Genomic DNA, 18,091 nt, shown 5'->3' with positions numbered 1-18,091 from the left:
GTGCTCCGAAATAGAGGGAAAAGGATTGCGGGGCGGCGAGAAGTCAGGCGGTATACTCCGCCACATCCTCCGGCGTGCCGATATTGATCGCCTCACTGCCAGCCACCAGCCGCTTGGCGATGCCGGTCAGCACCTTGCCGGAGCCGCATTCGACGAAGCGGGTCACGCCCTGCCCGCCGAGCCAGACCATGCTCTCGCGCCAGCGCACCGAGCCGCAGACCTGCAGAACGAGGTTGCGGCGGATGGCTTCGGGATCGCTCACCGGGCCGGCGGTGACATTGGCGACAACCGGCACTTTCGGCGCCCGGATCGTTGCCGTGGCAAGCGCGGCTTCCATGGCCGAGGCGGCCGGCGCCATCAGGGTGGAATGGAACGGCGCGGAAACGGGCAGCGGAATGGCGCGCTTGACGCCCTTCTCCTTGGCGATCTCGCAGGCGCGGTCGACGGCGGCCTTGTCGCCGGAGAGGACAACCTGCCCGCCGCCATTATCGTTGGCGACATCGCAGATCAGGCCGGTATCGGTAGCGGCGATCTCGGCGATTTCGGTGGCAAGGTCCCATTCGGCGCCGAGCAGTGCGGCCATCGCGCCCTTGCCGACCGGGACGGCCGCCTGCATTGCATCACCGCGGATGCGGAGCAGCTTCGCGGTATCGCTGATCGACAGCGCGCCGGCAGCCGCGAGGGCGGAATATTCGCCGAGGCTGTGGCCGGCGACGAAGGCGACAGAGGCGGAGAGGTCGAGCCCTTTCTCGGCCTCAAGCACGCGGATTACCGCGAGGCTGTGCGCCATCAGCGCCGGCTGGGCATTGGCGGTCAGCGTCAGCTGGTCTTCCGGCCCCTCGAACATCAGGGTGGAGAGCTTCTGGCCGAGGGCGTCATCCACCTCGGCGAAAACGGCGCGCGCGGCCGGAAAGGCTTCCGCGAGGGCTTTGCCCATGCCAACGGCCTGGCTGCCCTGCCCCGGAAACAGAAATGCGGTCTTGCTCATGCGCGCCTTCTCCAGCTCTTTTCATTCGCGGCCGATGGGAGGCGGGAATGCGTCCGCCCTGCCGCGAAGTCAAGCCGGACGCGCCGGAACGGCGAGGATCCGGGCGGTTTCCGCCCTGAGCGCCGTCACAAGTTCGGCCTCGAACCAGGGATGCTGACGGAACCAGCGCTGGTTGCGCGGGCTGGGATGAGGCATCGGCACGAGGCGTGGCCACGTGTTCCGCCACTGGCTGACCCGTTCGGCGAGGCTCTTGCCGCGCTGTTCCGGGAGATGCCAACGCTGGGCATAATCCCCGAGCACGAGCGTGAGGGTGATGTTCGGCAGGGCATCGAGAACTGGCTGGCGCCAGGTGGCGGCGCATTCCGGCCGGGGCGGCAGGTCTCCGCCGCGCCCGGTGCCGGGATAGCAGAAGCCCATCGGCACGAGGGCGAACAGCGCGGGATCGTAGAATTGCTCGCGGTCCACGCCAAGCCAGCCCCGCAGCCTTTCGCCCGAGGGATCGTCAAACGGGCGTCCCTTGGCATGCGTGATCCGGCCCGGTGCCTGCCCGACGATCAGGATCCGCGCGCGCGGATCCGCCTGCAGGATAGGGCGCGGCCCGAGCGGCAAGTCCGGACAGATCGTGCAGGATCGGATGCGGGCGAGCAATGGCTCCATCGAATTTCCTGCTGTCCGGGCAAGTTCGGCGTTGATTTTCAGCGGCGGATCCCGTATCGAGCGCACTTCTGCTTGGCCGGTGGCTGAACGGAGAGCTGTCGCGTTGCGGCGGTAGGGTTCCCGGACCCGGTCTCCTGTGTCAACGCCTTCGTGAAAATCTCTCGCGCCTTCCGAGGCTCGAAGGGCTTCGCGCCAACGGAACCAAAACTTGAGAGAAGGCTCACAAATGGCTTTGTATGAACACGTTTTCCTGGCTCGCCAGGACGTGACGGCGCAACAGGTCGAGGCGATGACCGAGACCTACAAGGCGGTCGTCGAAGCGAATGGCGGCGCTGTTGCCAAGGTGGAATACTGGGGCGTCAAGTCCCTCGCCTACCGGATCAAGAAGAACCGGAAGGCCCATTACGCTCTCTTCAATCTCGATGCGCCGGCTGCGGCGATTGCCGAGATGGAGCGCCAGATGGCGATCAACGAAGATGTCCTGCGTTTCATGACCGTGAAGGTCGAGGAACTCGAGGAAGGCCCGTCTGCGATGCTGCAGCGCCGTGACCGCGATGATCGCGGCGAGCGCGGCGATCGTGGTGATCGCGGCGATCGTGGCCCGCGTCGCCGGGACCGCGAAGACGGTGAAGCCGGTTTTGACGGCGCCGAGGAGGAAGTCTGATGTCCGCCACTGCAGCCCGCCGCCCGTTCTTCCGCCGCCGCAAGACCTGCCCGTTCTCGGGCTCCGGCGCTCCCAAGATCGACTACAAGGACGTGAAGCTCCTCTCGCGCTATATTTCCGAGCGCGGCAAGATCGTTCCGTCGCGCATCACGGCCGTCTCGGCCAAGAAGCAGCGCGAACTCGCCAAGGCGATCAAGCGCGCCCGCTTCCTCGGGCTCCTGCCCTACGTGATCAAGTAATCTGGCAGCCGGCCCAGCGCCGGCTGCTTGCAGGCCATGTCGCTTCCGGCGGGACACCGCCGGCGGTATTGCTGGAGCGAGGATCGGTCGCCTGCCCGTGACCTCGCTTCTAACCGCCAGCCGAGAGGCTGGTTCGCGGGACAGCAGGACACGATGCCAGCGGGATTCTCCCAGGCCCTCCTTGTTGCGGTCATTGCCGGGTTCGGCACCGCGCTCCTCTCGGGTTTCCTGACCCCGGGAACGATGCAGGCTGCCCTGCTCTCGCTGATCGCGCCGACGCCGCTGTTCATTGTTGCTTTCGGCTGGCACCCCTATGCCGGAGCCCTTGCCGGGCTCTCCGCCGCCCTGATCATTCAGGCTGCTGCCGGCACACCGCCTGCGCTTGCCATCGCGACGCTTTTCTCGCTGCCGGTCTTCGGCCTCGCCTGGATGTCCGAAGCGCGTCTCTCGCCGCTATCCGGCCGTCCGGAAAGGGACGGGATCGAGGTCGGCCGGCTGGTGCTGATCCTCATCGCCTATATCGCGATGGCGTTCGTTGTCGCCGGCATTCTCATCGAACCGGATTTTGCCGCGCTCCAGCAGCGGATCCGGCGCTCGGTCGAGGCTGTCTTCGCGCTGATCGGCATGCCGGGTGGCGGTCCTGCCCTCCCGTCCGGGGACATGGCCCGGATCTTCGACCTGATGGCGGCAATCATCATGCCGCTTTCCGCCCTGATCACGCTGGTGACGCTGATCGCCAGCGCTGCCATTGGGCTGCTCGTGGCAGACCGTTCGCGTCGGCTGGCTTTCGTCAAGCCCGACCTGCGCCGCTTCCGGTTGCCGGGTGGCACGCTGATCCTGCTCGGCCTCGCGCTCTTTGCCTCGATGCGCGATGGCTATGTCGGGCTGTTCGGATCGATCATGGCGCTGGGGCTGCTCTTCGCGCTTATCCTGCAGGGGCTGGCCGTCGTGCATGTCCGGACAATCGGCATGGAATCACGCGCCTTCATGCTCACCGCCATCTGGGCTGCGCTGATCGTCTTCGGTCTGCCGGCGCTGATTTTCCTCGTGATCGGCATGATCGATCACATCACCGATTTCCGCCGCGGGCGGCTTTGAATTCCCGCAATCTGACCTCAAAGGAGTAAAACCATGGAAGTGATCCTGCTCGAACGCGTGGCCAAGCTGGGCCAGATGGGTGAAGTTGTCCGCGTGAAGGACGGCTATGCCCGCAATTTCCTTCTCGCCCGTGGCAAGGCGCTCCGCGCTACGGAATCCAACAAGGAAAAATTCTCGGCCCAGCGTGCCCAACTCGAGGCCCAGAACCTCGAGCGCCGCAAGGATGCCGATGCTGTCGGCGCCAAGCTCGACGGCCAGACCTTCGCGCTGATCCGCCAGGCTGGCGAATCGGGCGTGCTTTACGGTTCGGTCTCGTCGCGTGACCTCGCCGAGATCCTCACCGCCGGTGGCTTCACGGTCGCCCGCAGCCAGATCGCGCTCAACGCCCCGATCAAGACGCTGGGCCTGCACAATGTCTCCGTCGTCCTGCACCCGGAAGTCTCGGTCAAGGTGACGATCAACGTTGCCCGCTCGGTCGAGGAAGCTGACCGCCAGGCCCGTGGCGAGAACGTTCTCGAGCGCGAAGCCGACAATCTGGACGATCTCGGCCTCGAGATCGGTGCAGCCCTGGCGGAAGCCGGCCCGAACGCCGAAATGTGAGTCGAGCCGCAGGCCGTCAAGCGGAAAGATATTTCTTTTGCCGGCCTGTGAGTTCCTGTGGGAATCAGGGACAATTGCCTCCCGGGAAACCGGGGGGCTTTTTATTTGGCCCACCTTGGTTTCCATGGGATCAGCGCCAATGATGCGCGCCAAGAACAAATAGACAAATTTGATGTCGAACCTCGTCCGCCTTGAAGCGCCCGAAGCCGAAACCCTCCGTCTGGCCCCGCATAATCTGGAGGCCGAGCAGGCGTTGCTGGGCGCAGTTCTCGTCAACAACGAGGCGTTTGACCGGGTTTCGGATTTTCTCGAGCCGGGGCATTTCTTCGAGGCGCTGCATGGCCGGATTTTCGAGGTCATCGCCAAGCTGCTTCGGGCCGGCAAGGTGGCCACGCCGATCACGCTGAAGACCTACCTGCCGGATCTCGATCTCGGCGGGATGACGGTGCCGCAGTATCTTGTCCGCCTTGCCGCCAATGCGACGACAATCATCAACGCTGCCGAATATGGCCGGACGATCTATGAACTCGCGCTGCGCCGGAACCTGATCAGCATCGGCGAGGGCATGGTCAACCGCGCCTATGACGCGCCTGTCGACGAAAGCCCGCGCGCGCAGATCGAGGATGCCGAGCGCAAGCTCTATGGCCTCGCCGAAAGCGGCCGTTTCGAGGGCGGGTTCCAGAGTTTTGCTTCGGCGCTGAAGATCGCCATCGATATGGCGAGCGAGGCCTTCAAGCGCGATGGTGGCCTGTCGGGCACGGCCACGGGCCTGCATGATCTCGACCAGAAGATGGGTGGCTTGCAGCGCTCCGATCTTGTCATCCTGGCCGGCCGCCCTGCCATGGGCAAGACGGCGCTGGCCACGAACATCGCCTACAATATCGCCAAGGCCTGGCGGGGCGAACGCGCCGCCGATGGCTTGATGAAGACGGTCGAGGGTGGCATTGTCGGGTTCTTCAGTCTCGAAATGTCGGCAGAGCAGCTGGCGACACGTATTGTCGCCGAGCAATCCAACATCCCCTCGTTCAAGATCCGCCGCGGCGATATCAGCCCCGAGGAATTCGGCAAGCTGCACGAGGCCGTGGCCGAGATGCAGTCGATCCCGCTGCATATCGACCAGTCCGGCGGCATTTCCATTGCCCAGCTCGCGGCGCGGGCGCGGCGGCTCAAGCGGCAATACGGGCTGGATTTCCTGGTGGTCGACTATCTCCAGCTCCTGACGGGTGCTTCGAAGAAGGGCGAGAACCGCGTGCAGGAACTGACCGAGATCACCACCGGGCTCAAGGCCCTCGCCAAAGAGCTGAATGTGCCGATCATGGCGCTGTCGCAGCTCTCCCGTCAGGTCGAGCAGCGCGATGACAAACGCCCGCAACTGGCGGATCTGCGCGAATCCGGTTCGATCGAACAGGATGCGGACGTGGTGATGTTCGTGTTCCGCGAGGAATATTACCTCCAGAACAAGGAGCCCAAGCCGGGCACGGAAGACCATCTCAAATGGCAGACCGAGATGGATCGCGTGCATGGCAAGGCCGAGGTCATCATCGGCAAGCAGCGTCACGGCCCGACGGGCTCGGTTCAGTTGCAGTTCGACGCGAATGTCACGCGGTTCTCGACGCTGGCAAAAGAGGATTATTTGCCCGAACGCCTCGAATGACGTGGAATCTGCGGCAGGATCGGCAAAATCCCCGATGGAAATTCAGGCGAGGCCGCGGCAGGATAGACGAATGGATGACCATGCCGCCCGCCTCACGATCGATCTCGCCGCCCTCAGGGCCAATTGGCTGACGCTTGACCGGCTTTCCGGGCCGGCGGAGACCGGCGCTGTCGTCAAGGCCGACGCTTATGGCCTTGGCATCGAGACGGCCGTACCCGCGCTGGTAAAGGCGGGATGCCGTACGTTTTTTGTCGCCCACCTCTCCGAGGCCATCCGCGCCCGGGCCGTGGCGCCCAATGTCGCCATTTATGTACTGAACGGGTTTGCCGCCGGCCGGATGCAGGACTATGTCGCGCACCGCCTGCGGCCGGTGCTCGGCTCCGCCGGGGAAATCGCGGCCTGGCGTGGGCGGCCTGAAGGCGCGGAGCCAGCTGCCTTGCATGTCGACACGGCCATGAACCGGCTCGGCTTGCGGCCTGACGAGGGGATGGATCTTGTGCGGTCGACACGGCTGGCCGATCTAGGCATCGGGCTGACCATGACGCATTTCGCCTCGGCGGAAGTGCCGCAGTCGGCGGATACGCAGGCGCAGATCGCCCGGTTCTCGGCCCTGCAGGCGGTGATCCAGGCACCGGAAAGCCCGAACCGGGCCGTCGGCGCGAGCCTGTGCAACTCCTCCGGCCATTTCATTCCCGGCGTGCCGTTCTTCCAGCTCACGCGACCGGGCTATGCGCTCTATGGCGGCAATCCGACGCCGGGCCAGCGCAATCCGATGAAGCCGGTCATCCGGCTCGAGGCGCCGGTGGTCCAGCTCCTTCACGTCCCCGAAGGCGAGGCTGTCGGCTATAGTGGCCGCTGGGTCGCGCGGCGGGACAGCCGGATTGCGACCGTTTCCTGCGGGTATGCGGATGGCTTTCCTCGCAATGCCGGCAACGGGCCAGACCATCCCGGTGGCAGCGCCATCGTGGCCGGGCGGGAATGCCCGTTTGCCGGAAATGTCTCGATGGACCTGATCACGATCGACGTCACCGATGTCCCCGAATCCTCGCTCAGGCCGGGCGATTTCGTGACCCTGATCGGCGACACGCTCGATATCGATCGCGTCGGTGTGGCGGGCCGTACGATCGGGTATGAAATCCTGACCAATCTTGGCAAGCGCTACCGGCGTGTCACCCTTGGCGACTGAGTCCGCCCGATCAGACAAGCTTGTCCAGCGTGGCGGCATAGTCCAGCGTCGCGCGTGGCCGCGGATCGTCTGCGATCGCCGAAACCGTATCGTCCGGTACGACGTTACCAGGGTTACGGGCGGCCTCCCCGAGGCCTTCGATCCCGCTTGGCTGCTGCGGATCGATCCCCCGCTTTGCCATTGCGATTTCCCCGCAATCCCTGCAGGCATATCCATTCACAAGTTCAATCGCCATCGACGCAACACTCCCCGGCATCGACGCCCGGATGGACGCCACGACTGAAAGCTTGCTAGACAAGCGATAGCAATTCGTTAGTGCCGAATCACAGCTGCGTGAGGCACAGTTGATTGTGCCGGGGAACCTTGTGGCCAAGCGCACGACCTCCTTCATCTGTCAGGCCTGCGGCGCGGTCTACCAGCGCTGGCAGGGGCGCTGCGAAGCCTGCGGGGAATGGAATTCCATTGCCGAGGAGGTATCGAATGATGCCCATGCGGCGCCGGTCGCCTCGGGCGGGGCGCGGCTGAAAAAGGGACGCGTCATTCCACTGGAGGGCCTGTCCGGGACCCCGATGGATGCCCCTCGCCTGCCTTCGGCGATTGCGGAACTAGACCGGGTGACCGGCGGCGGCTTCGTACGCGGATCGGTGATCCTGCTTGGCGGTGAACCGGGGATCGGGAAATCCACGCTGCTGATTCAAGCTGCGGCCGCAACGGCGCTGGCCGGGGCGCGGTCAGTCTATATCTCGGGCGAGGAAAGCGCTGGCCAGGTGCGACTCCGGGCTCAGCGGCTGGGCCTCGGCGGGGCCCCGGTCGAACTGGCGGCCGAAACCCATGTCGAGGACATTCTCGCCACGCTCTCCGCCGGAACGCCACCACGCCTTGTCATCATCGACTCGATCCAGACCATGTGGACCGACGCGGTCGAGGCGGCGCCAGGCACGGTTACGCAGGTCCGGGCGGCAGCGCAGGGTCTGATCCGCTTCGCCAAGACAACCGGAGCGGCAATCATCCTTGTCGGCCATGTCACCAAGGATGGGCAGATTGCCGGCCCGCGCGTGGTCGAGCACATGGTCGACGCGGTGATGAGCTTCGAGGGCGATGCCTCGCATCATTTCCGGATCCTCCGGGCCGTGAAGAACCGCTTCGGCGCCACGGATGAGATCGGCGTTTTCGAAATGGGCAGCCAGGGCCTTGTCGAGGTTCCCAACCCCTCCGCCCTGTTCCTTGGCGCGCGCGATGCCAGCGTTTCCGGCACGGCTGTTTATGCCGGGATGGAGGGCACGCGGCCGATGCTGGTCGAGATCCAGGCGCTGGTCACGCCGACCGCGCTCGGCACGCCACGTCGCGCCGTGGTGGGTTGGGATCAGAACCGCCTCGCCATGGTGCTGGCGGTGCTCGAGGCCCGCGGCGGTGTCCGGCTGGGGCAGCATGATGTGTACATGAATGTCGCCGGCGGCTTCCGGATCAGCGAGCCGGCGGCCGATCTTGCTGTCGCCGCCGCGCTGGTTTCCTCGCTGGCTGATCTCCCGATTCCGCCAGAAACGACCCTGTTCGGCGAGATCAGCCTTTCCGGGCTGGTCCGCCCCGTGCCGCTGGCCCCTGCCCGGCTCAAGGAGGCCGCCAAGCTCGGCTTCGGCGAGGCCCTGGTGCCGGAAGGCGCAGCGGAGGCGGCGCGGCAGGCCGGCCTCACGGCACGTCCGGTGCAGCGGATCGCCGATCTCGTTGCCGAAATTGCTGGCGGTGCTCCCCGCGCACGGCCGCGCATAGCCGGCGGCGGCAAGGCGCAATCCGGTGTTGACGACTGGTGACTTTTCGCACAGCGCAGCGGAAAATCCTCGGGAATTTCGCATTGCGGGGTGACGCGAGGTTTTGAAGCGATTATACCCGCGCCTGCATGGTCGCTGCCAAGGTTTGTCCTGCGGCCCACGCTTCTGAAGAACAGATCACGAGGAATCCATGCCCATTTCGATTCTGGATATGGTCGTCATCGGCATCGTGCTGATTTCCGGCCTGCTGGCCATGGTCCGCGGATTCACGCGGGAAGTGCTGGCGATCGGCTCGTGGGTCGTGGCCGGTATCGTGGCCTATCTCGCCTATCCGCAGGCCGCGCCGCTGGTGATGCAATATATCGTCAAGCAGCCACCCCTGCTGGTCAACGGGCTCGCTTTGGGCGGGGTCTTCCTTGGCGCGCTGTTCGTTGCCTATATCATCACGTCGAAGCTTTCGGATTTCATCCTCGACAGCCGCGTCGGCGCGCTCGACCGGACGCTCGGTTTCCTGTTCGGTGTCGCGCGCGGGTTCCTGCTGGCGGTGATCGGCTTCGGGTTCTTCACGCTGCTCGTCGGCGACAAGCAGCAGCCGCAATGGGTTGCCGACGCGAAGTTCCGCCCCATTCTGATCTCGAGCTTCGATCGCCTGAAGTCTATGCTGCCGGAAAATCTTGACGAGTCGATCGGGACGGTGAAGCAACTGACCGACGAGTTGAAAACCCAGACGCCTGCGCCGCGGCAGCCTTGACAGGCGACGCGACCGAAACGCGAGGTTGTTCCATGACGGATGCCGCCAGACCCGACGCGGAAGACGATCATCATTGGCTTGACGACGATCATCCGCGCGAGGAATGCGGCGTCTTCGGGATCTTCGGACACCCCGATGCGGCGACGATTACGGCCCTCGGGCTGCATGCCCTCCAGCATCGGGGCCAGGAAGCGGCCGGCATTGTCTCCTTCGATGGCCGGCGGTTCCATTCCGAGCGCCGCCTCGGACTTGTCGGCGACAATTTCTCCAAGGCGAGCGTGATCGAGCAGCTGCCGGGTTCGGTGGCTATCGGCCATACCCGCTATTCGACAACAGGCGAGACAATCCTCCGCAACGTGCAGCCGCTTTTCGCCGAACTGGCGGGCGGCGGTTTTGCGGTCTGCCATAACGGCAACCTCACCAATGGCCTGACATTGCGCCGGCAGCTCATCGCCGAGGGTGCGATCTACCAGGCCACGTCGGATACCGAAGTCATCCTGCATCTCGTCGCCCGGTCCAAGCGCAACCGATTCATCGATCGCTTCATCGATGCACTGGGGCAGATCGAAGGGGCCTATGCCTTTGTCGGCATGACCAACAAGAAGCTGGTCGGTGCGCGTGATCCCCTCGGCATCCGCCCGCTGGTCCTCGGCCGGCTCGACGGCCACCCGATCTTCGCCTCCGAGACCTGCGCACTCGACATTATCGGGGCGAAATTCGAGCGTGAAGTTGACCCCGGCGAGGTGATCGTGATCGACGAGCATGGCGAGCTGGAATCGCTGCGTCCGTTCGCGCCGCGCACGCCCCGGCCCTGCCTGTTCGAATATGTCTATTTCGCCCGGCCCGATTCCATCGCCGGTGGCCGGAACGTCTATGAAGTCCGCAAGCGGATCGGCGCGACCCTGGCGCAGGAAAGCCCGGTCGAGGCGGATGTTGTGGTGCCGGTGCCGGATTCCGGCGTGCCTGCGGCGATTGGCTTCGCGCAGGACTCGGCAATCCCCTACGAGCTGGGCATCATTCGTAACCATTATGTCGGCCGCACATTCATCCAGCCGACGCAATCGATCCGCGAACTCGGCGTTCGGTTGAAACATTCGGCCAACCGCGCCGTGATCGAGGGCAAGCGCCTCGTGCTTGTCGATGATTCCATCGTACGCGGCACGACATCACGGAAAATCGTCAAGATGATGCGCGAGGCCGGCGCCACCGAGGTGCATTTCCGGATCGCCTCGCCGCCGATCCGCTTCCCTGATTTCTACGGCATCGACATGCCCGAACAGGACAAGCTGCTGGCTGCCAAGATGAGCCTCGAGGATATGCGCGCCTATTTGGGTGTCGAGAGCCTCGCCTTCATTACCATTGACGGGCTGTATCGCGCGCTGGGCGAAACCGGCCGCAACAATGCCGCGCCGCAATTCACCGATCACTATTTCACAGGCGACTACCCGACACCGATCACCGATCTGGTGAGCGAGGGTGCCAAGCAGCTTTCGCTGCTGGCCGAAGCCAGCTGAGCGGACCCAGATGACCGAGCAGATTCTCAAGGGGCGCCTTGCGCTCATTTCGGGGGCTTCACGCGGAATCGGCCGTGAAACGGCCAAGGCCTTTGCCAAGGCCGGCGCGCATGTGATCGCCGTTGCCCGGACGGTCGGCGCTCTCGAGGAGCTGGACGACGAGATCCGCACACTTGGTGGCACTGCCACGCTCGTCCCGATCGACCTGACCGACTACGACGCGCTTGATCGGCTCGGGCTGACGATCCACGAGCGGTGGGGCAGGCTCGATATCCTGGTCGGCAATGGTGCGATGCTTGGCACGATCGGGCCGCTCAACCATATCGACCCCAAGGTTTTCGAGCGGGTCATGGCTGTCAATGTGACCGCCAATTACCGCCTGATCCGGTCGATGGACCCGCTGTTGCGGGCCTCGGATGCAGGCCGGGCCCTGTTCCTTTCCTCTTCGGCCGGCTCGAACGCCTTCGCCTATTGGGGCCTTTACGGAGCGTCCAAGGCCGCGCTGGACCTGATGTGCCGCGATTGGGCGGAGGAAGTCCGCAATGTCTCGGCGATCAAGGTGATGCTGGTCAATCCGGGCCGGACCCGGACCCGGATGCGCGCGGAAGCGGCGCCGGGCGAGGATCCGATGACGCTGCCCACTCCGGACGAGATCACACCCTATCTCGTGGAGATGGCGACGCCAGCCTGGCAGCAAACAGGCAAATGGTTCGATTTCCCGAAGCGGAAAGTCATGGCGTTCCGCGCGCCTGAATAACAAAAAAGCGCTCGCAAACCGTTCTGGCGTATCCTACCCTTGACTGGTCAAACTGAAGTCGGGGGGCTTCCATGAAGCGTATCGTTGTTGCGTTGCTTGTTCTGTTCGGCCTGGTCCAGGCCGCATCTGCCCAGTCCATGACCTGGCGTGTCCGCGCTTTCGACAAGCACGCAGTCGATATTGCCTTCTATTCCCAGAACCGGAAGCATGAATGGCCCGGGCGCGGCCAAGTCTGGGTGATCCGGGATTATGACGTGAAGACCTACAAGATCTCCTGCGTTTCCGGCGAAAAGATCTGCTATGGCGCCTGGGTGCGGGGCAGCTCGAAGGAATATTGGGGTGTTGGCAAGGATGGCCGCAATCGCTGCAAGACCTGCTGCTATACTTGCCAGGACAGGTTCGTGACCCCGATCCTGAATCTCAACGAATAGGACCGGTCAACGAGAGGACCTGTCCTTGTCGAAGGGGTTTTCGGTGGTCCGGATCGTCATCCGGATCGGCACCCCCGGCAGATCGAAGGTTTCCCGGATGGAATTGACGAGGTACCGTTTGTAGCTCTCCGGCAAGGCGTCGAGCTGATTGCCGAACAGCGCGAAATGCGGTGGCCGTGATTTCGGCTGCGTCATGTAGCGGATCTTGATGCGGCGGCCCGAAACGGCGGGCGGCGGGTGGCTTTGCAGCACGCCGGACAGCCAGCGGTTGATCTTCGATGTCGGGACGCGGCGGTTCCAGACCGCATGGATCTGCATCACCGCCTCCATGAGGCGGTCAATTCCCTGCCCGGAAAGGCCCGAAAGCGGAACGATGGGGCATCCCCGGATCTGCGGCAGCAGGCGTGTCGCGTCTTCCTTGAGGCGCGACAAGGTCGCGCCGCGTGTCTCGATGAGATCCCATTTGTTGAGCCCGATCACGACAGCCCGGCCTTCGCGCTCGCACAGGTCGACGATCGTCAGGTCCTGCTTCTCGAACGGGATGGTCGCATCGAGCAGGACCACGACAACTTCGGCGAATTTCACCGCACGGATGGCATCGGCTGCAGCCAGCTTCTCGACCTTGTCCTCGATCCGCGCCCGCTTCCGGAGGCCGGCCGTGTCGAACACCTTGATCTTGCGGCCGCGCCATTCCCAATCGAGGCCGATTGAATCGCGGGTGATGCCGGCTTCTGGCCCGGTGAGGAGCCGTTCCTCGCCCAGCATGGCATTGATCAGCGTGGATTTGCCGGCATTCGGACGACCGACAATGGCGATGCGCACGGCGCGGTTTGACCGCTCGGCCTCACCCTCGCCGTCATCCTCGCCCTCTCCCGCTTCATCGGAACCATCCTCGTCCGATTCCGGCTGGTCGGCTTCGTGGATATCCGGCATGGCGTTCAGCCGGTCTTCCTCGACGGCGGCATCCACCATCGGCTGGAGCACGTCATAAAGCGCGCCCATCCCTTCGCCATGTTCAGCGGAAAGCGGGACTGGCTCACCGAAGCCGAGTTCATAGGCTTCGAGAATGCCGGGCTCGGCCGCCTTGCCTTCCGCCTTGTTGGCCCCGACGATCACGGGCTTGGTGCTCCGGCGGACGATCTCGGCGAAATGCCGGTCATCCGGAGTGATGCCGGCGCGCGCATCGATCAGGAACAGCACGCAATCAGCATCCGCGATTGCAGCTTCGGTCTGCTCACGCATCCGGGCCGTCAAGGAGCCCTGCTCGGCCTCCTCCAGGCCCGCCGTGTCGATGACGGTGAAATCGAGATCCGCGAGGCGGGCATCCCCGGCCCGGCGATCCCGAGTGACGCCCGGCCGGTCATCCACCAGCGCCAGCTTCTTGCCGACAAGGCGATTGAACAGGGTCGACTTGCCGACATTCGGCCGACCCACGAGCGCGAGCGTGAAGGGCATGGCGACAGCTTACGGCTTGCCGCCGACCGGGCCGGAACGGACCACGGCCAGAAGAAGTTCGGCCCGCTGACGCAGACCCTGCGGCGCTTCCGAATCAAGAATGATGGCCTGAAGCGCGTCCAGCGCCTTGTCGAACCGGCCGGCACTGTAGGCTGCGATCGCAATGCCTTCGCGCGCGGAATGCCGATAGACCTGGTTCGCGCCGGAGAGCGGCCCGAGCCGCTTCTCGACTTCTTCGAAGGGCCCCTTGTCGACCAGCAGCAGCGCAGCGCGCACCTGCGCAAGTTCGCGCCATTCCACCGGCAGGGTCTGATCCTTCGACAGGGCATCGAATGCCGAGACGGCATTGGCCAGGCCGGCATCGTCCGTTGCTGTCCGGGCAAGTTCTGTCGCCAGACGGAAGCGCGCCAATGCCGGATAGGTGCCGGATTTCTGCTCCGCCAACGTGCCCAGAGCCGCCAGCGCGTCGCCCTTGCCGGCACCCGCATCGGCGATGGCCTGCTCGAAAGCGGCGCCCGCAGCGGCGCTCTGCTGGAAGGTGCGATGCTCGTAATAGCGCCAGCCGCCGACCGCGGCCACGATCAGCAGCGCGGCAGCAACCAGCTTCGTGCCGTGCTTCTTCCAGAACTCGGTGGCCTTGTCGCGGCGGATTTCCTCATCCACCTCGCGGAACACATCCGACATGCCGATCCTTCCCGTTTCAGCGATTGCGAATGTGGCTCATACCCTCAACGGCCGATAATCGCTACCCCAATCAGCAGGGTATGGAGCCACAGGACAAAGGCTGCCGTGGCGGCGGTTCCCGCAATGATGGCAATCAGGTCATTGCGCGACGAGCCGGCGACAGCCACGGCAACACCTGCGCCCTCGGCACGTTCGGCCTTCTTGAGGGCGATCCGGGCATAGACAGCCCAGGCCAGGAAGGTGCCGAACAGCAGGATGGAGCCGAGATCGCCATTGGCGAGCAGATGGCCAAAAGCCCACAGCTTTACCCCTGCCAGCATCGGATGTTTCGCCCGGGCCTTGATCCTGCCGGGGAGATAGGCGGCGGCCATGAGGATGAAGGCCGGCCAGACCAGCAGGAGCGCGAGATGGCCGAGGCCGCGCGGCGGATCCCAGACCGGGATCATGCCCTGGCTGCGGTAGAATCCGTAGCCGTAGACAATCAGCGCGAAGCCCAGCACCGAGACCAGCGAGTAGAACATCTTGTAGAAGGCCTCGCCCTTGGAGGCGATCAGATTGGCCCGGGCAGCGCGATTGCGCGAGAAGGCATGCATGCCGAGAAAAATCACGAGGCCGAGCAGCAGCGGAATCAGTTTGGTCATGGCATTCTCCCGTTCGGAGCCCGCACCTCTGGCCTCCTGATTGCAACGGACACATTATGCCCGCTCCCTGGCCCGTTTTGAACCGCAACCATTCGTCTTTCGCAAGCGTGATCCGCTGGGTGTGTGTCGTTTTTGCGCAGGTTCTCGTGACTTGGGCCATCGCATCCGAGACGCGGCTTGTCGTGACGGTCGTCGGGGCGCCGCAGGTCGTGTTTGACCCGGCCCTTCATGCCTGCGACGGGCATGACGTGCCCGATGCGCCGCTCCGCGCCTATCGCGATGCCGGCGGCACCATCCGCGCCTTCGGCCTCCATTACGAGAATCGCCGTCTTTCCGGGCGCTCCTTTCTGGCTCTGAAACCGGAATGTCCGGTGGTTTTCCGCGCCAATGGCACGCCGGATCCCGCGCGGTATGATGACCGCAGCTGGATCACCGCCACCTGGACCGAGGATGGCGAGCGCATCGCCGCTTTGGTCCACCATGAATTCCAGGCGCATCGCCATGCCGGCCGCTGCCGCTTCCCGCAATATATGGCCTGCTGGTGGAACACGATCCTCGCGGCCAGCTCCATGGATGGTGGCGCTACTTTCCGGTTGTCGGAGCGACCTGTCGTGGCCGGCACGCCTTTCCGGTCCGAGACCGGGCAAGGGCGCCATCGGGGTTTCTTCAATCCCTCCAATATCATCCGGCATCAAGGGCGGTTGCATGTGTTGATTGGCACGACCGGCTGGTCACGCGCGGAGGGCGGCAGCGACCAGCCCGGCGGCGTCTGCCTGTTCCGTGCGGAGAGTGCCGGGGCCGGCGATTGGCGAGCCTTTGACGGCCGCGCCTTTTCCGCCCGTTTCCGGGATCCCTATTCCGATGAAGCTGCGGCTCCGGCGGCGCGCTGCCAGCCGATCCCGCCCTTTCCGGCGCCTGTCGGCTCGATCACGCGGTATCAGGGAACGGGCCTGTTCGTGGCGATCTACCAGGCGAAGCAGGGCCAACCGGATGGGCTTGGCGGGCGGTATGACCGCTCGGGCTTCTTCACCTCGACCTCGCCGGACCTCGTGCGCTGGTCCGCGCCCCAGGTCGTGATGGAAACACGCAGCCTCTATGACAATGCGTGCGGCGCAGATGTTCTCCGCTCCTATCCGGTGCTGATCGATGAAAGGGCGCGCGGGCGCAACTTCGACGATACGGGCGATACGGCGCTGCTCTTTTTCTCCGAGATGCGGATTTCCGGCTGTGATCACACGTCTGACCGCAAACTCGTGGCGCGAAAGGTGCGAATTTCCTCGTTCATTGCGGAATGAGCCCTTCCCATTGCGGAGGGAACCGTGTTAACGGCCCTCGTCAACGGAATTTCCCGCAGCGGCATCTCGTTCCTCGTTTCAGCCTCAAACCGGCCACGAACGGACGCTTTCTCGCATCCCCGGGAGCCCCCTCGATCCTGCCCGGGCGGCCTGATGCCGGCCTTGTCAGGATCCCATTCGGAGTCGTTGACATGCCGCGCGATTTTTCCCGCCCCATCCCGGAAGCCCTGACCTTCGACGACGTGCTCATGCGGCCCGGACATTCCGAGGTCCTGCCATCCGAGACCGATCTGCGTAGCCGGATCACCAAGTCGATTGCCGTCAACCTGCCGATCATCTCCTCGGCCATGGATACGGTGACGGAAGCCCGACTGGCGATTGCCATGGCGCAGGCCGGCGGCCTCGGCGTCATCCATCGCAATCTGACGCCCGAGCAGCAGGCCGACGAGGTCCGTCAGGTGAAGCGCTTCGAGAGCGGCATCGTGATGAACCCGGTCACCGTCTCGCCGGATGCGACGCTGGGCGAGGCTCTGGCGATCATGCATGCCAAGGGCATCAACGGCCTGCCGGTCGTGGTGAATGGCGGGATCGGGCAATCCAGCAAGGCGGGCAAGCTGGTCGGCATCCTCACCCACCGCGACGTGCGGTTCGCCGAGGCGATGGACCAGCCGGTGCGCGAACTGATGACCAAGCATGAGAACCTCGTCACCGTCCGCGAGGATGTGACGCAGGAAGAAGCCCGGCGGCTGTTCCATCGTCACCGGATCGAGAAGCTGCTTGTCGTCGATACCGATTATCATTGCGTCGGGCTGCTGACGGTGAAGGACATCGAAAAGGCCAAGCTCAACCCGAATGCCTGCAAGGATGAACAGGGGCGCCTGCGCGTGGCGGCCGCGACGACAACCGGCGACGACGGGTTCCGCCGGTCGGAGCTGCTGATCGATGCCGGTGTCGACCTCGTGGTTGTCGATACGGCGCATGGCCACAGCCAGAAGGTTCTGGATGCTGTCTACCGCATCAAGAAGCTTTCGAATTCGGTGCAGGTCGTGGCCGGCAATGTCGCAACGGCCGCCGGCGCGCGCGCGCTCATCGATGCCGGCGCGGATGCCATCAAGGTAGGGATCGGGCCCGGTTCGATCTGCACCACGCGCATCGTTGCCGGCGTCGGCGTGCCGCAGCTTTCCGCCATCATGGAAGCGGCCGAGGAGGCCGGCAAGGACGGCATTCCGGTGGTCGCCGATGGCGGGATCAAATTCTCGGGGGACCTCGCCAAGGCCCTGGCCGGCGGCGCCTCCGTGGCCATGATCGGCTCGCTTCTGGCCGGAACCGACGAGAGCCCCGGCGAGGTGTTCCTCTATCAGGGCCGATCCTACAAGGCCTATCGCGGGATGGGCTCGCTCGGCGCGATGGCACGCGGCTCGGCCGACCGCTACTTCCAGGCCGAGATCAAGGATTCGATGAAGCTGGTGCCGGAAGGCATCGAGGGCCAGGTGCCCTACAAGGGCCCGGTGGCGAATGTCGTCCACCAGCTGGCCGGCGGCCTGAAGGCGGCGATGGGCTATGTTGGCGCGAAGACGATCGACGAATTCCAGGAGAAGGCCGAGTTCATCCGGATTTCGTCGGCCGGCCTGCGCGAGAGCCACGCCCATGACGTGACAATCACCCGCGAAAGCCCGAATTACCCGACGCGGGTGTGACCCCCCGCCGCTGT

The 18,091-nt window shown here is 64.6% G+C and carries 19 protein-coding genes; 13 read left to right on the top strand and 6 right to left on the bottom strand.

The window, feature by feature from the left end; genetic code table 11:
• Positions 1-43 precede the first annotated feature (43 nt).
• Positions 44-988: an ACP S-malonyltransferase gene (gene fabD, locus P0652_RS00605; protein WP_284176806.1), complete on the bottom strand. Its 945-nt coding sequence runs from the start codon at positions 986-988 to the stop codon at positions 44-46.
• A 69-nt stretch (positions 989-1,057) separates the two neighbouring features.
• Positions 1,058-1,645: a uracil-DNA glycosylase family protein gene (locus tag P0652_RS00600; RefSeq protein ID WP_284176805.1), complete on the bottom strand. Its 588-nt coding sequence runs from the start codon at positions 1,643-1,645 to the stop codon at positions 1,058-1,060.
• 226 nt (positions 1,646-1,871) lie between these two features.
• On the opposite strand from P0652_RS00600, the gene rpsF reads away from it, so the two are divergent.
• From rpsF to alr, 6 genes are all read left to right on the top strand, one after another.
• Entirely contained in the window at positions 1,872-2,309 is a 438-nt protein-coding gene (gene rpsF, locus P0652_RS00595; RefSeq protein ID WP_284176804.1) for a 30S ribosomal protein S6, read from the top strand.
• Entirely contained in the window at positions 2,309-2,548 is a 240-nt protein-coding gene (rpsR, locus tag P0652_RS00590; protein WP_284176803.1) for a 30S ribosomal protein S18, read from the top strand. Before rpsF ends, rpsR begins: the two co-directional genes overlap by 1 nt.
• Positions 2,549-2,701: 153 nt before the next feature.
• A complete protein-coding gene (locus tag P0652_RS00585) occupies positions 2,702-3,646 on the top strand; it encodes a DUF2232 domain-containing protein (protein WP_284176802.1) in 945 nt (314 codons plus the stop codon).
• A 33-nt stretch (positions 3,647-3,679) separates the two neighbouring features.
• Positions 3,680-4,246: a 50S ribosomal protein L9 gene (gene rplI / locus P0652_RS00580; protein ID WP_284176801.1), complete on the top strand. Its 567-nt coding sequence runs from the start codon at positions 3,680-3,682 to the stop codon at positions 4,244-4,246.
• 172 nt (positions 4,247-4,418) lie between these two features.
• A complete protein-coding gene (locus P0652_RS00575; protein ID WP_284176800.1) occupies positions 4,419-5,900 on the top strand; it encodes a replicative DNA helicase in 1,482 nt (493 codons plus the stop codon).
• Between the two features lie 70 nt (positions 5,901-5,970).
• The gene (alr, locus tag P0652_RS00570; RefSeq protein WP_284176799.1) at positions 5,971-7,086 is read left to right on the top strand and encodes an alanine racemase; all 1,116 of its coding nucleotides are present in this window, start codon (positions 5,971-5,973) and stop codon (positions 7,084-7,086) included.
• Positions 7,087-7,096: 10 nt separating this feature from the next.
• Here the strand turns inward: alr and P0652_RS00565 are convergent, their stop codons facing one another.
• Complete coding sequence (locus P0652_RS00565) at positions 7,097-7,321, bottom strand: hypothetical protein (RefSeq protein ID WP_284176798.1); 225 nt, start codon at positions 7,319-7,321, stop codon at positions 7,097-7,099.
• 130 nt (positions 7,322-7,451) lie between these two features.
• On the opposite strand from P0652_RS00565, the gene radA reads away from it, so the two are divergent.
• The 5 genes from radA to P0652_RS00540 all read left to right on the top strand — a co-directional run bounded on the left by radA (position 7,452) and on the right by P0652_RS00540 (position 12,305).
• A complete protein-coding gene (gene radA / locus P0652_RS00560; protein ID WP_284176797.1) occupies positions 7,452-8,894 on the top strand; it encodes a DNA repair protein RadA in 1,443 nt (480 codons plus the stop codon).
• Between the two features lie 148 nt (positions 8,895-9,042).
• Positions 9,043-9,603: a CvpA family protein gene (locus P0652_RS00555; protein WP_284176796.1), complete on the top strand. Its 561-nt coding sequence runs from the start codon at positions 9,043-9,045 to the stop codon at positions 9,601-9,603.
• Positions 9,604-9,635: 32 nt separating this feature from the next.
• The gene (gene purF / locus P0652_RS00550) at positions 9,636-11,117 is read left to right on the top strand and encodes an amidophosphoribosyltransferase (protein WP_284176795.1); all 1,482 of its coding nucleotides are present in this window, start codon (positions 9,636-9,638) and stop codon (positions 11,115-11,117) included.
• Positions 11,118-11,127: 10 nt separating this feature from the next.
• The gene (locus tag P0652_RS00545) at positions 11,128-11,874 is read left to right on the top strand and encodes an SDR family NAD(P)-dependent oxidoreductase (protein ID WP_284176794.1); all 747 of its coding nucleotides are present in this window, start codon (positions 11,128-11,130) and stop codon (positions 11,872-11,874) included.
• 71 nt (positions 11,875-11,945) lie between these two features.
• Positions 11,946-12,305, top strand: a complete 360-nt coding sequence (locus tag P0652_RS00540; RefSeq protein WP_284176793.1) for a hypothetical protein — start codon at positions 11,946-11,948, stop codon at positions 12,303-12,305.
• 6 nt (positions 12,306-12,311) lie between these two features.
• Here P0652_RS00540 and der read toward each other — a convergent pair whose 3' ends face one another.
• Genes der through P0652_RS00525 form a run of 3 tightly spaced genes read right to left on the bottom strand, consistent with a single transcriptional unit; the run spans position 12,312 to position 15,076 of the window.
• The gene (gene der / locus P0652_RS00535; protein WP_284176792.1) at positions 12,312-13,760 is read right to left on the bottom strand and encodes a ribosome biogenesis GTPase Der; all 1,449 of its coding nucleotides are present in this window, start codon (positions 13,758-13,760) and stop codon (positions 12,312-12,314) included.
• Between the two features lie 9 nt (positions 13,761-13,769).
• A complete protein-coding gene (locus tag P0652_RS00530) occupies positions 13,770-14,444 on the bottom strand; it encodes a tetratricopeptide repeat protein (protein ID WP_284176791.1) in 675 nt (224 codons plus the stop codon).
• 44 nt (positions 14,445-14,488) lie between these two features.
• On the bottom strand, positions 14,489-15,076 hold the full coding sequence (locus tag P0652_RS00525; protein ID WP_284177408.1) for an NnrU family protein: 588 nt from the start codon (positions 15,074-15,076) through the stop codon (positions 14,489-14,491).
• A gap of 128 nt (positions 15,077-15,204) precedes the next feature.
• Here P0652_RS00525 and P0652_RS00520 point away from each other — a divergent pair, with 128 nt between their 5' ends.
• Both P0652_RS00520 and guaB read left to right on the top strand, forming a co-directional pair.
• Positions 15,205-16,380: a hypothetical protein gene (locus P0652_RS00520; protein WP_284176790.1), complete on the top strand. Its 1,176-nt coding sequence runs from the start codon at positions 15,205-15,207 to the stop codon at positions 16,378-16,380.
• Between the two features lie 191 nt (positions 16,381-16,571).
• On the top strand, positions 16,572-18,077 hold the full coding sequence (gene guaB / locus P0652_RS00515) for an IMP dehydrogenase (RefSeq protein ID WP_284176789.1): 1,506 nt from the start codon (positions 16,572-16,574) through the stop codon (positions 18,075-18,077).
• Positions 18,078-18,091: the final 14 nt, after the last annotated feature.

The sequence above is a fragment of the Rhabdaerophilum sp. SD176 genome, assembly GCF_030143245.1.
Taxonomy (GTDB): domain Bacteria; phylum Pseudomonadota; class Alphaproteobacteria; order Rhizobiales; family Beijerinckiaceae; genus Rhabdaerophilum.
The sequence above is the reverse complement of the archived record's forward strand: the minus strand, read 5'-3'. Positions and strand labels throughout refer to the sequence as shown.